Raw genomic sequence first — 18630 nt, forward strand, 5'->3', positions numbered from 1 at the left:
CAAACTGAACTCAGCGGCTTTGGCAGCACAGTTTCGCCGGCCGCCGGCCGGGGCAGGTCCGACCCGGAATGCGAGACCATCGACTACTGCTCACCGTGCTGGTGCTGCCGGGCCTGCTCGCCGTGCTCACCACCGCCGCGGTCGCGGTCACCGGCTACCGGCCAGGACCGGCCACGCCCCAGGCCCCTGCTCCCGACCCGTGCACCGGACCGACCGGCGCGGTCGCCGGCGACGTGGTCCACCTCGAGGACGCCGGCGGCCGGGCCGGTGGCTGGTCGTGCCCGGCGCCCGAGGCCGCGGTGAACGCCAAGGAGGCGTTGACGCTTCGCCACGGACCGGTGATGGCCGCGCTGCTGGTGAAGTACGGCGATCGCTACTGCCTGCCCGTCGGTTGCTGGACCCGCCTGTCCCAGGAGCGGGCCGAGGGTGATTTCACCATCCGGTACGGCATCGAGGACCACGGTCGGCGCGTCACGCTCGGCACGGTGACGTTCTTCGTCGAGGACTGGATCGACGGACCGCGCATCATCAGCCGGCGGCAGGTCCTGACGGCCAGGGGGCTCGGGATCCGCGACGTCGGGGTCGAGGGTGAACGGATGTACCTCTCCGGCCGATGCCGGCAGGGATGCGCCATCGGGCATGGGAGGACCTACGCCTACCGTGGCCTACCCGTCGACCGGACGCAGGACGGGCGGTTCGCCTGGGCCGGCCCTGCCTACGAAGGTGAGGCGGAGGTGGCGTACGGGACCGTCGTCCACGAGTTCACCTGGCACGACACGACCGGCCGGCCGGGGCGGTGGTTCTTCTGGGTGAAGGGCGTCACCGTCCTCCGCGAGGACGACGGGGTGTTCCTGTACGCGAGTCCGGATCGGCTGCCGGGTTCCCCGTACCAAACGTCCTGGCGCCCGGACTGACAGCCCAGTGCCGTTCACGAGGTCGCGCGCTCGGCCAGCCGAGCGAACTCCCACGGGTCGTGCGCACTGAAGACGGTGACCTCATCCGCGTGCCGGCGATGGAGAGCGCGTAGTCGGTCGCGGGTGGCGACGCGAGCCGCGACATCGGTCTGTGCTCCGCGCTGGACAGGATCGAGATCGGGATGCGACACGGGCTCGGGGTAGTCGAGTTCGCCGTGGTACATGTACGCGTCTCCCGCGTGCAACAGCCACCTGCCGTCGCCGTCGCGTACGGCGACTCCCACGTGTCCGGCCGAATGACCGGGCAGAGGCACCATCAGGAGCTCGTACGCCAGTCCCTGCGGCCGTGCCACGTCGGCGAAGCCGAACCACTCCGTCGGCTCCTCTACGGTGGTGGGCGTCAGCAACGGACGGTGAGCCCGATGCGCCGGCATGAAGCGTTCGAGGCTGTGCCGGTGGTGTGCCGATGCGGGGTCGGTGACGGCCTGGTACTCGTCGGCGTGCACGTGGACCCGCGCGTGGGGGAAGTCGGGCAGCCCTCCGGTGTGGTCACGGTGCAGATGGGTGAGCACGATGTGCCGTACGTCCTGCGCCGCATGGCCGAGACGGACGACCTGGGACAGGGCGCATTCCCGGGGGTCGAGGGCGGGTTGGGCGAAGGCCACCCAGTCCGCGCCGAGATTGGCGTCCGGGTTCTCGACATCGGCGGTACCGAGGCCGGTGTCGACGAGGACCAGGCCATCGGAGTCGGTCTCGATCAACAGGCAGTGGCACACCGCGGGCAGGTCGTGGTTCACGACCTCCGCAGCGGGATCCTCACCGAGCGTGGGCCGGTCGCGCAGCAACGGAATCCTGCGAAGGGATCCGCAGTTGAGGTGGTGGACACGCATGGGGGCCTCCTGAGGGCAGGTCGCCGAGCTGTACGCAGCGACGTTAGGAGGGGTGTTCGAGACTAACCAAACGGTTGGAGGCGCGGCCACGGCGCGGGACCACGGTCGGTTGGCGGACTGTGCTCTCGGACCGCTTCGCCCAGTTGACCGGTGCGGGCGTCATCGAACGCCACCACTCGAGCGCCTGGCCTCCCCGGGTCCGCTACGTCCTCACCGACCGGGGCCGAGAGCTGCTACCGGTGCAGCACAGCATGTGGGTGTGGGGCACGCGACAACCGGACGCCACCCCTTGTGGCTGATGGACCTTTCCCTGGCATGCGTCAGGCCGCGGCGGGGGTGCCGGCCCGGCACTCCCGGGTGAGTACGACGACCGGGCACTGCGCCTGGTGCAGCAGCGCCTGGCTCACCGAGCCGAGCAGCATTCCGGTGAAGCCGCCGCGCCCGCGCGCGCCGACCACGACCAGGCTGGCGGCGGCGGACAGTTCGATCAGGTGCCCCGCGGCGTGGCCCATCAGCACCCGCTCCTCGATCGGCAGGTCGGGGTACTTGTGCCGCCACCCCGCGAGCGCCTCTTCCAGCAGCCGCAGCCCGGCGGCGGTGTCGGCGGCACCGGACCGTGCGGTGACCCCCTGCCGGACGACGTGCACGGCAAGGAGTCGCGCGCGCCGGCGGGCTGCCTCCTCCACCGCGACCTCGACCGCGACGGCTGCGAGCGGGGACCCGTCCACCCCGACGACGACGAGGTTGTCCGTGCGCTCGGGAGAAAGCGTGCCGCGGACCACCACGACCGGCGCCTGGGATCGGGCGGACAGTTCGATGGTGAGCGAACCCGCCAGCACGTCCGCCACCGAGCCGCGGCCGGCCGTACCGACCACCACGTACGTGGCGTCCCTGCTCAGATCCACCAGCAGTGGAAGGGGAAAGTCGGTCTCCACCGTGGTCGTGATCTCGATGTCCGGCGCCGTGTCCCGAGCCGTTCGTACCGCCTCCTCCACCAGGGAGTCCGCGTGCGCGCGCAGGCCGTCTTCGGGGCCGAGTTGCCACATGGCGGCGGGGATGTGCAGCAGCGGCCAGGCGAACGCGTGCACCACCCGCAAGGGCACCTTGCGCAGCGTCGCGGCGTGCGCCGCCCAGGCCACGGCGTCAAGCGAGCCTTGCGTACCGTCGACGCCGACCACGACCGGTCTCGGTGTTTCGGTGGACATGTGGGTCACTCCTCCGGGTCCTGCGGTGCTCGCGGCTCGGGCACGTTCTGGTCGGACGTCTGCGGTGCGGGGTCGGGGTCGCCTTCGGCCAGGACGAACTCCGCCACCGGCCGGCGCGGGGTCGGTGGGACCTCCGGCCCGTACCCGAACCGGAGCAGGATCTGTGGCTCGGTCCAGCCCGACCGCGGGTCGCGAACCAGCCACCGCAGGTCGGCGTGCTCGATCGGCTGGTTCAGCAGGGACGCCGCGACGCCGTGGGTGGTGGCGGTGAGCAGCACCCGCTGCAGGGCCTGTCCGGCGGTGACCCAGTCCTGCGGGGTGTCGCGGGTGGTGGACAGGACGGCCAGCGTCGGTGTCTCCTCGAACTTCCCCTTCGGGCGGAGCCGGTCACCGGGATCCACGGCCAGGTCGCGGACCGGAGCACTGCCCTCGGCACGTGGCCCGAGCGCGCTGGACGGTACGCCGCTGCTGGTGCGCTGCCCGCCGACCCACACCTGACGCTCGACCAGGCGGCGCGGGTCGTCGGCCTCGGCGATGTCGGCGTCGGTGGCCAGTTCCATCAACCAGCGCTGCCGGTCACGGTCGTCGATCCACTCCAGCCGAACGCCTTCGCCGGCGGCCGCCTGGCTGATGTCCGCGCGGACCTCCGCCGGCACCGCCCGCTCGCTGAACGGCTGCCGGTTGGTGCGCCTGCGGGGCAGGAAGGGGAACAGGGCAGCCAACTGGCCGGCGTCCTCACTCGGGTTGCCCACGCTCACCAGGGCGACGAACGTCGGGCGGTCCGGGTCGGGAAAGAGCAACGTCGTGGTGTGCGCCCCGATCGCGGCGGCGGCGACCCGCAGGTTCAGCAGCGCTGTGCCCGCCCCGATGAGCGTCATCCGTCCTTCCGGGTCCTCGGCGGCAAGCTCCCGGGCGGGATCGCGGTGGACCTCCACCGACCGGCCGCGGAAGCGGAAGCACCACGGCTGGGCGTTGTGCATGGACGGAGCGAGTACGGCCGCCCCGACGAGCGTGTCCCGCTCGGTCTGGTCGAGCTCTCCGACGAGCAACGCACACCTCCACGGTTGGCCGGCCCGCTTACAGGGTCGTTTCGCACCACACTGCGGGGCAGCGGGCGAAGGTCCCGGCGCCCCGTGACCGAAGCCTCTCCCCCACTCCGCCGGGCGGCCGCCACGCTGAGCGGGTGGTCAGGCAGGTACGTCGAGAACGACAGGTGCGGCAGTGCGGATGAACTCGCCCACCCTCCACCTGGACCGGCTCGACGCCGCGTTGTTCGGGCTGGACGACGTGGTGGTCGACACCGCGCTCCTGCACGCCACCGCCTGGCAGCGCACCTTCGACTGGTTCCTGCGCCGCCGCGGGCGCCGGGCCGGTCTGTCCAGCACCGACCGAGCCGACAGTGCCGGCAGGGCCGCCGACGACGCCGAAGCCGGCGGCGAGACGCGGATCCCGCCGTTCGAACTGCCCGGTGACTACCTCCGCTACGCCGCCGGGCGGACCACCGCCGAGGGAGTACGCGGCTTCCTGACCGCCCGCGGCATCACGTTGGCCGACCACTCCGCCGAGCCCGGTGAGGAGACGGTACCCACGCTGGCCGACCACAAGGACGCCTGCTTCGCCGAGGAGGTGCGGCGGATCGGGGTCAGCGCCTATCCGTCCTCGGTGGACCTGCTGCGCGACCTCGCCGCCCGCGGGGTCCGGCTCGCGGCCGTGGAAGGCGACCGGGGCTGCGAGCAGCTGCTGGCGGCCGCGGGGATCGCCGACCTGTTCGACGTGTGCGTGGACGGCGGTGACGCCGCGCTGCTCGGCGTGCCGCCGCAACCCGACCCGGGCCTGTTGCTGGAGGCGACCCACCGGCTGGGCGTCTCCCCGAGGCGTACGGCGGTGGTGAGCGGCAGCCTGGTCGGGGTGGAAGCCGGCTGGCACGGGTGTTTCGAACCGATCGTCGCCGTGGACAGGTACGCCCGCGCCGAGGACTTCTACCGCCGGGGCGCGCACGTCGTGGTGCGCGACCTGACCGAACTCGTACTCTCCGGGCGGAGCCGGCAGGAGCTGCTCGCCCATCGGTAAAGCCCCCTTTCGCCCGCCCGACGCAGCGGACCAGGAGGTACGCGCCGATGACTTCCGAGCCGACGGTTCTGCGACTCGACCGGATCGGTGCCGTGGTGTTCGAGGTCGACGTCGTGGTCCCCGACACCGCCAGGGCGCACGCCGCCGCCTGGAAGCGCTGCCTGGACGCGTTCCTGCGCCGGCACGGCCGCATGGTGGGGGTGGCGTTCGCGCCGTTCGACGTACGCGAGGACTATCTGCGGCACTTCGCCGGCCGTCCCCGGATCGTGGGCCTGCGCGGTTTCCTCGCCGATCGGGGCATCGACCTGCCCGACAACGGCGCGGAGGACAGCGTGTCGTCGCTGGCCGACTGCGAGACGCGCAGCTTCCTGATCGAGATCGCGCGGTACGGCGTACCTCCGCATCCGGTCGCGGTGAAGCTGCTGTACGAGCTGCGTGCCCGCGGCGCCCGGACGGCCGCGGTGTGCACCGGTGGCCACTGCGCCGAGATCGTGGCAGCGGCGCAGGTACGCCGGTTGTTCGACGCGGTCCTGGACGGCGCGCGGGAGGCCGCGGACCCGGGATCCACCGGCGGCCCGGCCGTGCCGGCGAAGGTCTTCCGCGGCGGCACCGAGGTGTTCGCCGCGGCGGCCCGGCAGCTGGCGATCCCACCGGCCCAGGCCGGCCTGCTGGTGGCCTCGGCCGACGGCGAGCGTGCCGGACGGCGGGCGGGGTTCGGGACCGTGCTCACGGTCGCCGGCCCGAACGGTTCGCCGGCCCCCGCCCAGTCGGCGATCCCCGCCGGCGCCGGTGACCGCGGCTCCGCAATCGCCGCCGCGGATCTCGCGCAGGTGAGGGTCTTCGGGAGACGACGTGAGCCATTCGGTCTTGACCTATGACGGGTACGACCCGGCGCGGGAGGGGTCGCGGGAGGCCCTGTGCACCCTCGGCAACGGCTACGTCGGCACCCGCGGCGCCGCCCCCGAGTCCCACGCCGACGGCGTGCACTATCCCGGTACCTACCTGGCCGGCTGCTACGACCGGCTGGAGTCCTGCGTCGCCGGCCGGGTGGTGGAGAACGAGGACCTGGTAAACGCGCCCAACTGGCTGCCGCTGACCTTCCGCCGCGTCGACGGCCGCGCGGACGGCCGCGGCGGCGGCCCGGACGGCGAGTGGTTCGACCTGGACCGGGTGCAGGTCCTCGACTTCCGGCAGGAGCTGGACATCGGCCGCGGCGTACTGACCCGGCGGGTGCGGTTCCGCGACGACGGCGGGCGGACCACCCAGCTCGCCCAGCGGCGGTGGGTCTCCATGGACGACCCGCACCTCGCCGTTCTGGAGACCGTGGTCGAGCCCGAGGACTGGTCCGGGCGGCTGCAGGTGCGGGCCGCGCTGGACGGCACAGTCGCCAACCGGGGCGTACGCCGCTACGCCGACCTGGCCGGTGACCACCTGCGGCCGGTCACCGGTGGGTACGACGGGCAGGACCTGCTGTGGCTGCAGGTGGAGACCGCGCAGTCGCGGGTGCGGATCGCCGAGGCCGCGCGGGTGCGGGTGCACGGTGCGGCGGAAGGGCCGGTCGAACGCCGGTACGACGCGCGGCCGCGCTGGGTGGGGCTCGACCTGACGTTCGCGGTGGAGCGCGGTGTGCCGGTGACGGTGGAGAAGACGGTGGCGATCCACACCTCCAGGGACCGCGCGACCACCGAGAGCCTGACCGCCGCCTGCGACGCCGCGAGCCGCGCCGCCCGTCCCGAGCACCTGCTGGCCCGGCACGAGCTCGCCTGGTCCCGGTTGTGGCGTGGCTGCCGCACCGTGGTGGACGGCGGACCGCAGCAGACGCTGGACCTGTGCGTGTTCCACCTCCTGCAGACGCTGTCGGAGCACACCGTCGAGCTCGACGTCGGCGCACCCGCCCGCGGGCTGCACGGCGAGGCCTACCGCGGTCACGTGTTCTGGGACGAGCTGTTCGTCTTCCCGTTCCTGCTCCTGCGGCTGCCCGAGGTGGCCCGGGCGCTGCTGATGTACCGCTGGCGGCGGCTGCCCCAGGCGCGGCTGGGCGCCCGGGGTGCGGGACACCGCGGCGCCATGTATCCCTGGCAGAGCGGGAGCGACGGCCGCGACGAGACGCAGCGGCTGCATCTGAATCCGCTGTCGGGGCACTGGGTGCCGGACAACACCCACCTGCAGCACCACGTGGGGCTGGCCGTCGCGTACAACGTCTGGAAGTACTACGAGGCGACCGGCGACGTGTCCTTCCTCGTCGGCCACGGTGCGGAGATGCTGGTCGAGATCGCCCGCTTCTGGAGTGGCCTGGCGACCTACGAGCCGATCAGCGGGCGGTACGAGATCCGGGGCGTGATGGGGCCCGACGAGTACCACGACGCCTATCCCGGCGCCACCCGGCCGGGCATCGACAACAACTCCTACACCAACGTCATGGCCGCGTGGACGCTGCGCCGGGCGCTGGACGCGCTCGCCGCGATTCCCGCGTACCAGCGAACCGAGCTCACCGCGAGGCTCGGTCTGCGCCATGCCGAGCTGGACCGGTTCGAGGAGGTGAGCCGGCGGCTGCGGGTGGTGTTCCACGACGGGATCATCGGGCAGTTCGAGGGGTACGACCAACTCGCGGAGCTGGACTGGGCCGGCTACCGCGCGAAGTACGGCGACATCCGCAGGCTGGACCGGATCCTGGAGGCCGAGGGCGACTCGGTCCGGAGGTACCAGGTCTCCAAGCAGGCGGACGTTCTGATGCTGTTCTTCCTTCTCGGCAAGGACGAGTTGACACAGGTGCTGAACCAGCTCGGCTACGACCTGGACCCGGCGACGATCCTCCGCACGATCGAGTACTACCTCGACCGCACCTCCCACGGCTCCACCCTCAGTGCCGTGGTGCACGCGTGGGTCCTCGCCCGCACCGACCGGCACGGGTCGTGGGCGTTCTTCCTGCAGGCGCTGGGCTCCGACGTGCGGGGTGGCGAGCAGGGCACGACCGCGGAGGGCGTCCACCTGGGTGCGATGGCCGGGTGCGCCGACCTGCTGCAGCGTTGCTACACAGGGATCGAGACCCGCGACGACGTACTCCGGCTGAACCCCCGGCTGCCCCGCGAGCTCACCGAACTGGAGCTCCAGCTGCGTTACCGCGGCCACTGGGGCATCACCGTGCACTGCACTCAGGACGAGGTGCGCATCGGTCTGCGGCGGTCGGCGGCCGCGCCGATCACGGTGGCGGTGAAGGACGAGCACACGACGCTGCGTCCCGGGCGGTCCTGGTGGGTACGCCATCCCCGGGCGCCGTCGCACGGCGCACCCGGGAGGCGTCCTAGCGGCGCAGCAGCTCCGCCACCGGCCGCCGCGGCGTCGGAAGCGGCAGGCCGGCGACCGGACGGCCGAACCTCAGGATGAGCTGGGCGAACCCGGGCAGCTCCAGGTCGTCGCGTACGCGGGTGCGCAGGTCGGGGATTTCCAGCGGCTGGTTGAGGTACGAAGCGGCCAGGCCCTCCACGCTGGCCCACAACAGCACGCGCATCAGCGCCTGCCCGCACCGCAGCCATTCCACGGGACGGTCCCCGTCGGTGAACAGGATGGCGATCACCGGGTCCCGCTCCGGCCGGCCCGGTGAGTGAGACAGCCGGCGCCGGCCGCCGGCGAAGTCCCGCATCGGGAAGTCCGCCTCGTGCCCGGCCTTGGCGGATACGCCGAGCACCGCCTCGGGCAACCCGGTGCCGTACAGCGGCGCCTCCCCGCCCACCCAGCGGGCCAGCTCCCGCCGGAACTTCGGGTCGGCCTGCTCCCGGCGTTCGGCGGCGGTGATCAGCCGGGACAGCACTCCGCGTTCTGCATGTTCGGTGATCCAGCGAAGCTGGGCGCCCTCGAGCTCGGCCTCCCCCGCCAGCACACTCCTGGTCCGCGGCGGCACGTCCGGGTCCAGCCGGGACCTGATCGTCCGCCGCAGCGGCACGTGCTGGAGCAGCCTGGTCTCGGCCATCGACGGCAGGTGGTCCGGGCCGAGGGAGACCACCGCGGCCAGGTCGCCGTGCTCGTCCCCCGGCATCAACGTCACCGTGGGTTCGGATCCGAGCGCGCTCACCGCCAGCCGGACCGCGAAGATCGCCGCGCCGACGCCGATCAGCATCTGCCGGTCGTCGGGGTCGACCACCGCCACCGCACGCGAGCGGTCGACGTACACCTCGACGCTGCGGGCGTTGACCCGGAACGCCCACGGCTGGGCATTGTGGAGCGAGGGCGCCAGCCGCGCGGTGCTCACCAGTTCCTCGGTGTGCTTGCGCAGGTCCAGAGTCACGAACATCCCGAACTCCTCGTCATCCCTTCCCGGCCGGTGACGGACCCGGGTAGATCAGTGGTACTTGCGGCTCCAGCGCGGCGCGACCCGTTCCCACTCCTGCCCCCAGGCGGCGAGCCGGCGCCGGTCAAGCGACCAGCGGGCGAGCAGCGAACAGACGACGATGCCGAGTTCGAGACCCATCAGAGCGGTGATCGCGGTGGCCACGCCCTTGTCGGACAGCTGCGACGGCGTGAGCGGAGGCCGGGTCACCTGACCGGCGGCGTCCACCCAGACGCGCACCGTCGAGCCCGCGTCCGTGCCGGCCCGCACCGGCACGTCCCCCTCCGACCAGGAACCGTTCGGCCCCTGCCAGCGCGCCCGGGCGTAGGTGGTCACCGGGTTGGGTGCGTCCTGACCGGGGTCCGCCGAACCCGGCGCGGATTCCAGCAGCCTGGCCGTACCCCAGTGGCCGGCCGCCTGCTGGGCGGCCGCCCTGGCCGCGCCCTCGGCGTACGCGCCGCGGCCCATGCCGATCGCGACCGGTATCGCCACCAACGCCGCCACCAGGGTCGCGGCGATCAGCAGGCCCTCCACGCGGTCCGACGGACGACACAGCGGGCTGCGGCTCCAGCCCAGCCGACGAATCGCCAGGACCGTCCATCGCCTCAGCCGGCCTCGCGCCATGCGGACCTCCCCGGCGCGTCCTGCGCGCGATGCGCGTTCTGTCCGCTGCCTCCAGGAAATGCCTCGTGCGGGTACCGGCCCGGTGGTGTTCGCCCGGCGGCTCCACACCTCTCCACCGTTCAGGGTCATCAGCCGCCGCGGGTGACACCCAGGGCACTTGGTCCGTGATCCAGCGCCGACCGTCCCGCACCGCGAAGTGTGCGTGACCTCGCCCGGAATCTCCTGCCAGGGTTGAGCGGAAGCCGGTGTCCACAGAGCCGGCCGAGGGGGACGCGCAGATGCCGCGACCGGGGAACAACCCGGCCATCGTGGTCGGGGTCGACGGATCCGACAACGGCCTGCGCGCGCTGGACTGGGCCCTCGAGGAGGCGGCCGCGCACCGCTGCCCGGTCCGCCTGGTGTACGCCTACGTGCCCTCCGCCCACCGGCAGGGCGAGCGCGTCCACGGCGCCTCCCCGAGGATGATCGCGATGTACGAGGAGGGCCGGGAGGTGTTCGCGGCAGCGCGGGCGCACCTGGCCGGGCACCGGCACGCGGACCTGGTGGTCGGCACGGCGCTGTACGAGGGGCCTCCGGCGCAGGTCCTGATCGAGATGGTCTCCCGGGCCCGGATGTGCGTGGTCGGCCGGCGGGGGCGCGGCGGGTTGTCGTCCCTGCTGCCCGGTTCGACCTCGATGAGCCTTGCCGTGCACGCCCGGATGCCCGTGGTGGTCGTACCTCCGCGGGGTGGGCAGCCGGCCGACGCGAACGGAGCGGGCGAGGCGAACGGAGCGGGCGGGACGGCCGGCCCGAGGGTCGTCGTGGGTGTCGACCTCCCGGCGGCCGGCGAGACGGCGGTGGAGTTCGCGTTCGAGGAGGCGCTGGCCCGTGGGCTGCCGCTGCTGGCCGTGGCCGCCTGGGACCTCGCCGAACCCTACGCCTACAACCCCGCCGCGGTGGCCGAGGCGGTGGCCGAACACCAGGCCCGGACCACCCGGTCGCTCACCCAGACCCTCGCGCCATGGCGGGAGAAGTACGCCGAGGTGCCGGTGACCACGCTGGTCGAACAGTCGCGTCCGGTGACCGCACTGGTCGGTCACAGCGGCCCGGCCGACCTGCTCGTGCTGGGCGGCCGGGCACATCCGCGGTCGCAGGTGGTCGCCGGGTCGACGACCCGCGCGGTCCTGCGCCGCGCGTCCTGTCCGGTGGCCGTCGTGCACAGCCCGGAACTCCCGCAGGCTTCCCGCAACCCGGCGTGACCGAAGTTTCTCCGGAATCGGCACGCCTCGGGTGTCGAGAACTTCGCGCCGGCTCCGTCCCAGGGCATCAGCGGTCATCGAGAGGCCACTGAGAGACCACTGAGAGACCACGCGACGAAGCCCGACGAAGCCCGACCAAGCCAGGTAAGGGAGTACCGACCGTGCGGCAGAACGAGATCACCGAGATCCTGAACCACCCTCACAGCCGGAAGCTGCTGAACCGCGACCTGACCCGGCTCGCCTACGTCGCCGAGGACGGCACCCCGCGCAACGTCCCGATCGCGTTCACCTGGAACGGTGCGCAGATCGTCATGTGCACGACGAAGAACGCCCCCAAACTGCCTGCCCTTCGGCACAACCCGGCGGTGGCGCTGACGATCGACACCGAGGTACACCCGCCGAAGATCCTGCTGATCCGGGGCCGGGCCGAGCTGGATGTCGTCGACGGCATCCCGGAGGAGTACCTCCGGATGAACGGCAGCTACCAGATGACGGCCGAGCAGCGCGTCGAGTGGGAGGCCGAGGTGCGGTCGCTGTACGACGGCATGGTCCGGGTCGTGGTGACACCGACGTGGGCGAAGCTGATCGACTTCGAGACGACCCTCCCGAGCGCGGTCGAGGAACTGGTCCGGCAGCGCGCCGAACGCCAGCACACCGAACGCCGGCACACCGAACGCCCGCACACCTGATCGCGGCGCCGACGGCACGTCCGGAAGAATCCAGGAAAGAAAGACACGAGGAGAACCACCATGAAGTACCTGCTGCTGAAGCACTACCGAGGTGGCCCGGCCCCCGCCGTCGACCACGGGCCGATGGACCAGTGGACGCCGGAGGAGGTCGACGCACACGTGCAGTACATGCGCGAGTTCGGCGACCGACTGCAGGAGAACGGCGAGCTCGTCGACGTCCAGGCACTGGCGCCCGAGGGGACGTTCGTACGCTACGACGGCGAGGGGCGCCCACCGGTGACCGACGGTCCGTTCGCCGAGACCAAGGACCTCATCGCAGGCTGGTACGTCATAGACGTGGAGTCCTGGGACCGTGCGGTCCAGCTGGCCGGGGAGCTGTCCGCAGCACCCGGACCCGGCGGCAAGCCGATCCACGAGTGGCTCGAGGTCCGGCCGTTCATGTCCGAGCCGCCCACGGTCACCGAGTGAACGAGCCGCTGCTGCGGGAGCTCGTTCCCGCGGTGATCGGCGTCCTCGTCCGGCGCGGAGCCGACTTCGCCTCGGCCGAGGACGCCGTGCAGGAGGCCCTCATCCGGGCCCTGGAGACCTGGCCGGACGACCCGCCGCGCGACCCGAAGGCGTGGCTGGTCACCGCCGCGTGGCGAAGGTTCCTCGACGCCACCCGGGCCGAGGCGGCGCGGCGGGGCCGCGAACTCGCCGTGGAGGTGGAGCCGCCCGCCGGTCCGGCGCCAGCCACCGACGACACGCTGCGGCTGTACTTCCTGTGCGCCCACCCCGTCCTGCCGCCGGCCTCGGCGGTCGCGCTGACGCTGCGCGCGGTCGGCGGCCTGACGACGCGGCAGATCGCGACGGCGTACCTCGTACCCGAGGCCACCATGGCGCAGCGGATCAGCCGGGCCAAGCGGCGGATCTGCGGGCTGGCCCTCGACCGGCCCGGTGACCTCGGCACCGTGCTGCGGGTGCTCTACCTCGTCTTCAACGAGGGCTACGGAGGCGACCTCGACCTGGCCGCGGAGGCGATCCGCCTCACCCGCCAACTGGTCGCCCTGACCGGCGAGCCCGAGGTCGCCGGGCTGCTCGCGCTGATGCTCCTGCACCACGCGCGCCGGTCGTCCCGCACCGGCCCGGGCGGTCGGCTGGTGCCCCTTGCCGAGCAGGACCGTTCGCGCTGGGACACCGGCCTGATCGCGGAGGGGGTGACGGTCCTGCAGACCGCGCTGGCCCGCGACCGGCTGGGTGAGTACCAGGCGCAGGCCGCGATCGCCGCGCTGCACGCGGACGCTCCGACGGCCGCCGAGACCGACTGGGTGCAGATCGTCGAGTGGTACGACGAGTTGCTCCGCCTCACCGGCAGTCCGGTGGTACGGCTCAACCGCGCGGTGGCGGTCGGCGAGGCCGACGGGCCGCGTGCCGGGCTGGCGGCGCTGGGCGAGGTGAGCCCCGACCTGCCGCGGTACGCCGCGGTGACGGCGTACCTCCGCGAGCGTGCCGGCGACCTGGAGGAGGCCGCGACGCTGTACGCCGAGGCGGGCCGGGCCGCCACCAGCGTGCCGGAGCGCGACCACCTCACCCGGGAGGCCGCACGGGTGCGCCGGCTGCTGCGTGGGTGAGAGCGCGGGACGCTCCGGGGGCGAGGGTCCGTTCTAGCGATCCGGGCGTACCAGCCGGCCGCGCAACATCGCACTGACCGGCTCGTCGGGAAGGTCGGGCGGGCCGGCCCCGCCGACCTCGTCGGCGAACTCCACCTGGCCTCCCTGCTGCACGACCCGGGCGAGCAACTCGTCCACGAGGTCGTACACCGGGCGCAGCGGCCCGCCGCAGTGCGGGCAGCTCGCCACCGGCTTCGGTGTCAGCTCACCGCAGGTCTCGCAGTCGTAGCCCGCGACGACGGCGTCGCCACGTACGACGAGCATCGCGGCCTGCCCGCGGTTGACCGCCTGCCCGCACGCCTCGATCCCGCTCACCGCGAGCCCGTTCGCCTCCCGGTCGGCGACCTCGGCCAGCACCCGGCGTTCGTGCTCGCGCCGGCACCGGTCGCGGGCCCGGGCGCTGAGGTCGCGGACGTCGCCCGCGGTCATCGTGTGCGGGTCGACCACGAACGTACCCACCAGGCGCCGTCGCACGGCGTCGGGTAGCTGGCCGACGAACTCCACGATGCCGACCTCGTGACCGCCGACGACCAGATCGCGGCCGTTGGCAGCCAGCAGCTTCTCGACTGTCGCGGCGGTCGACCGGTAGTGGCGCCGGGCGAGTTCGGCCGCCCGGTGGCGGGTGTTGTACTCCTCATAGCCTGCCCAGCCGGCGTGGGAGGCGTCCCGCACGCCGTCTCCGACCAGCTTGCTGACCGATTCGATGCTCTCGCCGTCCACCCGGAAGATCCACGCCTCGCGGCGTTCCACCACCACGACGTAGTACGGCCGGGCGTGGTGGAGCGCCGACAGCAGTGGGCGCACGTACGGACGGGAGCCCGCCACCACCTGCGTGTGCACCGGCCAGGAGACGGGCATGGCCTCCTTCAGGCCGAGGGACGGCGCGGCCAGCAGCGCCACGCCGTGGCCGAGCCAGTCCCGTACGTGCGTGGCGAGCGCCTCGTGCACCTGCGTACGGGCGTCGGCGAGCTCGCGCCGCACGGCGTGCGGCGCGTCCCGTGAGGAGTCGGCCTGCTCGGCGAGCAGGTTGTCCACCCGGACGAACATCTCCCGTACCGCGACCGCCTGGGCCGGTACGTCGACGTAGAGAGAGACCACCGCCCCGTCGGGGTCGCGGTAGCCGAGGAGCCGTTCCACCTGCCTGGCATCGATCATGCTCGCTCCCATGGAGCCTCAATGGGTCCGAAAGTTGTGCGGTTCGTGTGCGGTTCGCGCGCCGAGTCAGGGCGTCGGATACTTCGCGAGGATCACCTTGAGCTGGTCGACCAGGGCGAGCGCGTCGTCCCAGGGCCGCTGCCAGACGTTGCGGCCGAAGATCAGGCCGAGCGCCCCGGCGTCCATCGCCATCCGCGCCTTGTCCAGCATGGCCGCGTCGTCGGCCTTCTCCCCGCCCGAGACCAGCACGTAGGTGCGGCCGGCCGAACGCACGACCGACTCGATGGCCTGCGACGGGGTGACGTCGGTGTCGTACTCCGCGCGCACCCCCTTCCGCAGCTCCGGACGGGGAAAGTTCACCTTGACGATGTCGGCGCCGAGTTCGGTGGCGGTGCGGGCGGCGTAGTCGACGGCGTAGAAGGAGTCCTTGCCGCCCTTGGCGTCGACCGCGGAGCCACGCGGATAGGCCCACACGATCAGCGGAAGGCCGTAGTGGTGGGCATCCTCGCGTACCTGGCGAAACTGCGCGAAGTCGTCTTCCTGCGCGGGGGATCCGACATACATCGTGTATCCCACGGCGTCCGCGCCCAGCCGTACGGCGTCGGCCACGTCGGCGTTCAGCGGCGACACCGGGTGGTCGGCCGCGGGGATCTCCGTACGCCCGTTCAGCTTCAGGACCAGCGGCACCTCGCCGGCGTAGTCCCAGTAGAACTTCTCCGCCAGGCCGATCTGCACGGCGATGCCGTTGAAGCCGCCGCGCAGGGCGAGCTTGACGATGTAGGCGGGGTCGCCTGCTGCCGGGTTGGCGAAGAAGTCGCGCGGGCCGTGCTCGAGTCCCTGGTCGTAGGGCAGGAACATCGCGGTGCCGTTGCCGACGCCGTGCTGGTGGAGAATGCGGTGCAGGCGGGCCTTCTTGCCGGTGTTCAGGCCGAGTTGACGAAGCTGTGGGCGGCTGGCCATCGTGGTGATCCTCCCCGCTGTGTCGATCTCAGGTCCCGCACAGGACCGGGCTCTTCTCCAGGTTTCTCAGCCGATGCCCCTGTTGGGACAGGGGCGAAGGTCCGGTCTGGCCCGGGCGCGGCGAGCCGTTCGGGTGAGTGGCGGCGCACGAAGTCGAAGATCCCGCCAGGGTAGACCGGGCGGAACAGCAGCGAGATTCCGGCGAACAGCTCCAGCAGCCCGATCTGGCCGAGTCCCATCCGCCCGGACCCGGCCGAACCTGAATGGCGGGTATTTGTCACAACCGAGCACGAGGGCGTAGAACGCCACCCGCCAACTCCATCGCAAAACACCCTCGGTGAAGCCGAAGATCTGCGGCGGATAGCGGCCGGTGAAAAGTACGGCAATTCCGGCGACCACGGTCAGGACCAGCGTGATCAACCACAAAATCCACAGGGTCACGAAATGTGGAATGGCAGGAATCCACTTCACCGGCCACAGCCACCGGGACAGTTCCGGCTGCAGGTGACCTTCGATTCGCAGCGGATACCGACGGTGTGGTTGATCCGCGTGATCCGGATCCGGTCGATCCGAGTGATATGGCCGATCTGGCTGGTTCGGGCCCACCATCACAGCTCCCTCCTTCTCAGCGGATGCGGTCGGTGACGTCGTACGGGTGACGCCGGCAGTGACGCCGGCCGGGGGGAGCACGGTGGACAACCGTAAGGCCCACCGCCGCGAGCAGTACGCCGCCGGCCAGGAACGCGGCGAGCACGGGCCACCGCGGCCACTGCGGCGTACCGACCGACATGCGGACGTCCACACCGCGGCCGGCGTCGGCGTTCATCACCACGAGCTCCCACTCGCCGCGACGCAGGGGCCAGGTGAGGGTCCGCGCACCGGGCCCGACCGACCATGCGGCCCAGATCCCTTGCTGGGCTGGGACTCCTACCCGGCGACCGGCCGCGACAGGCGCGTACCGTACCCCGACCGGCGACCCTCGGAAGTCGGCGTGTGCGACTCCTGTCCCGGCCAGGTACTTCGCCAGGTCGGCCGACCTGGCGATCCCGACGAACACCGGTCCGCCGTCCACCCGAGCCGCTGTGATCCTTGCTGCGTCGGCGCGCCGGGAGATGAGCCGGTCGAGGGCGCGTGGTGGCTGCCGCAGCTCGCGCTGGCCGGCGACGAGCGCGGTCGAGGGCACCGCGAGGCGGGTGCCCGCCTGCCCCGTCTGTGAGCTCGGCCACCGCGCGAGCTCACCCCAGGCTGACACCAGCCCGGGCAGGCCCAGCGCGATCCCGGCGAGCAGGGCAACTCCGGCCGAGACGCGCCGGGTGCGACCCCGGTCAGGTGCGCCCGTTGCCGAGTTCCCCTCGAACCAGATCCTCACAACGCCGCCGAAAAACAGGCTTAGTGCCCGGGGAAAATACCTACGAACATGGACCCACGCTATCGACCGGGACACCGCCCACGGGAGGGTTCGTTTTCAATCCGAATTCAGTTTGTCGACGGACAGCCCGCGGGGAGCTTTCTCCAGTCAGCAAAAACTGAGACCGGCCTGCTCAGGCAACCAAGGGAGTGACACAAAGTGTCGAGGAAATACCTCGGAAAGGTCGCAGCCGGCGGCGCACTGGCCAGCGCGGCGCTGTTCGTGGCCACCCCCGTCATCGCGTCGGCGAGCGTCACGCCGTCCACCTGGGGTGGCGGCCACAAGGAACAGCACAGCTTCGTCAAGACCTTCCCGAGGTGGGTCCACCCCGGTGACGAGGTGAAGATCATCGAGGTGTGCTCGGGGGAGCTGGAGTACGCCAAGGTCTGGTCCAAGACGACCGGCAAGGTCGAGCTCGAGCCCTGGCAGCCGGACGAGATGGTCGACAGCGCGGCACCAGACGAGCACGGCAACGGCGACCACGGCGAGAAGCACTTCGTGTACGTCGGCAAGGCCCAGATCAAGGGCGACGCCCGCCCGGGCCGGTACAAGGTTCGCGGCGACTGCGGCTACGGCACGATCAAGGTCGTGCCTGAGACTCCGGAGGGCCCGGTGGCCGGTGGTGACGGTGGCGTGACCGGCGCCGGCACCGACCTCGCGGCCGGCGGTGCCGCTGCGCTGGCGGGGGCCGCGCTCGGCGGCGTCTTCATGGTTCGCCGGAGGCGGACCGATGGGGCGCAGGCCTGACCAGGTGACGAGCGAGGCCGGCGGCCGGCGCGGGAAACTGCGCCGCACTGTCGGCTTCGGCCTCGTCACCCTGCTCGGGCTCGCCGGAGCGACCATGCTGGTCGCTGCGTTCAACCTGCCCGCGGACCGGCCTCCGATGCCCGCCGGCGACGCCGCACCGGCGTTCCTGGCCACCCCCACGACCGCTTCACCGGCGAGCCCTTCACCGGCGACCGGCGCCACCGCGACGCCCACACCCTCGGCCTCGCCCACCGGGTTGCCGCCTTCGACGCCGGTGAGTCTTGCCATCCCGCGCATCGGCGTGGACACCAAGCTCCTGCAGCTCGGCCTGAACAAGGACAACACCATCCAGGTACCGACGCCCGAACGCGCCAATCTCGCGGGGTGGTACAAGTACGGGCCCACTCCCGGTGAGATCGGCAACACCGTGATCGTCGGGCACGTCGACTCGGTGAAGCTCGGCCGCGCGGTCTTCTTCCGGCTCGGCCAACTCCGGCCCGGCGACAAGCTCAGCGTCGTCCGCACGGACGGGTTGACCGTGCCGTACCGCGTGGACGGGGTGAAGGCGTACCCGAAGGCGAACTTCCCGACGGACCTCGTCTACGGCGCCTCGGACAAGTCGTCGTTACGCCTCGTCACCTGCGGCGGGCCCTGGTCGAAGACGACGTCCTACCGGGACAACATCATCGTCTTCGCGACCCAGTCCTCTCCTGCCCGAAAGGCAGCCCAGGTAGCCCGGGCCAGGTAGGCAGAGCCG

20 protein-coding genes are annotated in these 18630 nt (G+C 72.0%); 11 read left to right on the top strand and 9 right to left on the bottom strand.

Annotation, left to right across the window (positions count from 1 at the left end; genetic code table 11):
- The first annotated feature begins 68 nt into the window (after positions 1–68).
- Complete coding sequence (locus tag BLU27_RS20610) at positions 69–914, top strand: hypothetical protein (protein ID WP_092655299.1); 846 nt, start codon at positions 69–71, stop codon at positions 912–914.
- Between the two features lie 14 nt (positions 915–928).
- Here BLU27_RS20610 and BLU27_RS20615 read toward each other — a convergent pair whose 3' ends face one another.
- Complete coding sequence (locus tag BLU27_RS20615) at positions 929–1804, bottom strand: MBL fold metallo-hydrolase (protein ID WP_092655300.1); 876 nt, start codon at positions 1802–1804, stop codon at positions 929–931.
- Between the two features lie 119 nt (positions 1805–1923).
- Between BLU27_RS20615 and BLU27_RS31340 the strand changes: the two genes are divergently transcribed.
- Positions 1924–2103 (top strand): winged helix-turn-helix transcriptional regulator, encoded by a 180-nt coding sequence (locus tag BLU27_RS31340; RefSeq protein WP_157728725.1) that lies wholly within the window; start codon positions 1924–1926, stop codon positions 2101–2103.
- A 21-nt stretch (positions 2104–2124) separates the two neighbouring features.
- Here the strand turns inward: BLU27_RS31340 and BLU27_RS20625 are convergent, their stop codons facing one another.
- Complete coding sequence (locus BLU27_RS20625) at positions 2125–3009, bottom strand: universal stress protein (protein WP_092655302.1); 885 nt, start codon at positions 3007–3009, stop codon at positions 2125–2127.
- Positions 3010–3014: 5 nt separating this feature from the next.
- Positions 3015–4058 carry an Acg family FMN-binding oxidoreductase gene (locus BLU27_RS20630; protein ID WP_092655303.1) on the bottom strand — a complete coding sequence of 348 codons (1044 nt, stop codon included), beginning with the start codon at positions 4056–4058 and terminating at the stop codon, positions 3015–3017.
- Positions 4059–4236: 178 nt separating this feature from the next.
- Between BLU27_RS20630 and BLU27_RS20635 the strand changes: the two genes are divergently transcribed.
- From BLU27_RS20635 to BLU27_RS20645, 3 genes are read left to right on the top strand one after another with little or no spacing between them, the layout of a single operon-like run.
- The gene (locus BLU27_RS20635) at positions 4237–5079 is read left to right on the top strand and encodes an HAD family hydrolase (protein ID WP_172805005.1); all 843 of its coding nucleotides are present in this window, start codon (positions 4237–4239) and stop codon (positions 5077–5079) included.
- A 47-nt stretch (positions 5080–5126) separates the two neighbouring features.
- Entirely contained in the window at positions 5127–5957 is an 831-nt protein-coding gene (locus BLU27_RS20640) for an HAD family hydrolase (RefSeq protein WP_092655305.1), read from the top strand.
- Entirely contained in the window at positions 5932–8463 is a 2532-nt protein-coding gene (locus BLU27_RS20645) for a glycoside hydrolase family 65 protein (protein ID WP_092655306.1), read from the top strand. Before BLU27_RS20640 ends, BLU27_RS20645 begins: the two co-directional genes overlap by 26 nt.
- Here the strand turns inward: BLU27_RS20645 and BLU27_RS20650 are convergent.
- Positions 8381–9367 (bottom strand): Acg family FMN-binding oxidoreductase, encoded by a 987-nt coding sequence (locus BLU27_RS20650; protein WP_092655307.1) that lies wholly within the window; start codon positions 9365–9367, stop codon positions 8381–8383. The two genes, BLU27_RS20645 and BLU27_RS20650, sit on opposite strands and share 83 nt — an antisense overlap.
- 48 nt (positions 9368–9415) lie before the next feature.
- Positions 9416–10027: an Rv1733c family protein gene (locus BLU27_RS20655; protein WP_157728726.1), complete on the bottom strand. Its 612-nt coding sequence runs from the start codon at positions 10025–10027 to the stop codon at positions 9416–9418.
- A gap of 245 nt (positions 10028–10272) precedes the next feature.
- On the opposite strand from BLU27_RS20655, the gene BLU27_RS20660 reads away from it, so the two are divergent.
- The 4 genes from BLU27_RS20660 to BLU27_RS20675 all read left to right on the top strand — a co-directional run bounded on the left by BLU27_RS20660 (position 10273) and on the right by BLU27_RS20675 (position 13564).
- Positions 10273–11265, top strand: coding sequence for a universal stress protein (locus BLU27_RS20660; protein ID WP_092655309.1), 993 nt, complete (start codon positions 10273–10275; stop codon positions 11263–11265).
- A 161-nt stretch (positions 11266–11426) separates the two neighbouring features.
- The gene (locus tag BLU27_RS20665) at positions 11427–11954 is read left to right on the top strand and encodes a pyridoxamine 5'-phosphate oxidase family protein (RefSeq protein WP_092655310.1); all 528 of its coding nucleotides are present in this window, start codon (positions 11427–11429) and stop codon (positions 11952–11954) included.
- Positions 11955–12014: 60 nt separating this feature from the next.
- Complete coding sequence (locus tag BLU27_RS20670) at positions 12015–12422, top strand: YciI family protein (RefSeq protein WP_092655311.1); 408 nt, start codon at positions 12015–12017, stop codon at positions 12420–12422.
- Complete coding sequence (locus BLU27_RS20675; protein WP_092655312.1) at positions 12419–13564, top strand: RNA polymerase sigma factor; 1146 nt, start codon at positions 12419–12421, stop codon at positions 13562–13564. Before BLU27_RS20670 ends, BLU27_RS20675 begins: the two co-directional genes overlap by 4 nt.
- 33 nt (positions 13565–13597) lie before the next feature.
- Here BLU27_RS20675 and BLU27_RS20680 read toward each other — a convergent pair whose 3' ends face one another.
- The 4 genes from BLU27_RS20680 to BLU27_RS20695 all read right to left on the bottom strand — a co-directional run bounded on the left by BLU27_RS20680 (position 13598) and on the right by BLU27_RS20695 (position 17087).
- Complete coding sequence (locus tag BLU27_RS20680) at positions 13598–14758, bottom strand: baeRF10 domain-containing protein (RefSeq protein WP_157728727.1); 1161 nt, start codon at positions 14756–14758, stop codon at positions 13598–13600.
- Positions 14759–14824: 66 nt separating this feature from the next.
- Positions 14825–15718, bottom strand: coding sequence for a class I fructose-bisphosphate aldolase (locus BLU27_RS20685; RefSeq protein WP_092655314.1), 894 nt, complete (start codon positions 15716–15718; stop codon positions 14825–14827).
- A 66-nt stretch (positions 15719–15784) separates the two neighbouring features.
- On the bottom strand, positions 15785–16327 hold the full coding sequence (locus tag BLU27_RS31345) for a DUF4389 domain-containing protein (RefSeq protein WP_092657941.1): 543 nt from the start codon (positions 16325–16327) through the stop codon (positions 15785–15787).
- Between the two features lie 16 nt (positions 16328–16343).
- Positions 16344–17087, bottom strand: coding sequence for a hypothetical protein (locus BLU27_RS20695; RefSeq protein WP_092655315.1), 744 nt, complete (start codon positions 17085–17087; stop codon positions 16344–16346).
- 198 nt (positions 17088–17285) lie between these two features.
- Here BLU27_RS20695 and BLU27_RS20700 point away from each other — a divergent pair, with 198 nt between their 5' ends.
- Entirely contained in the window at positions 17286–17873 is a 588-nt protein-coding gene (locus BLU27_RS20700; protein ID WP_092655316.1) for a hypothetical protein, read from the top strand.
- On the top strand, positions 17857–18621 hold the full coding sequence (locus tag BLU27_RS20705; RefSeq protein WP_092655317.1) for a class F sortase: 765 nt from the start codon (positions 17857–17859) through the stop codon (positions 18619–18621). The genes BLU27_RS20700 and BLU27_RS20705 overlap by 17 nt, the downstream gene beginning before the upstream one ends.
- Positions 18622–18630: the final 9 nt, after the last annotated feature.

Source organism: Actinopolymorpha singaporensis, from assembly GCF_900104745.1.
Taxonomy (GTDB): Bacteria; Actinomycetota; Actinomycetes; order Propionibacteriales; family Actinopolymorphaceae; genus Actinopolymorpha; species Actinopolymorpha singaporensis.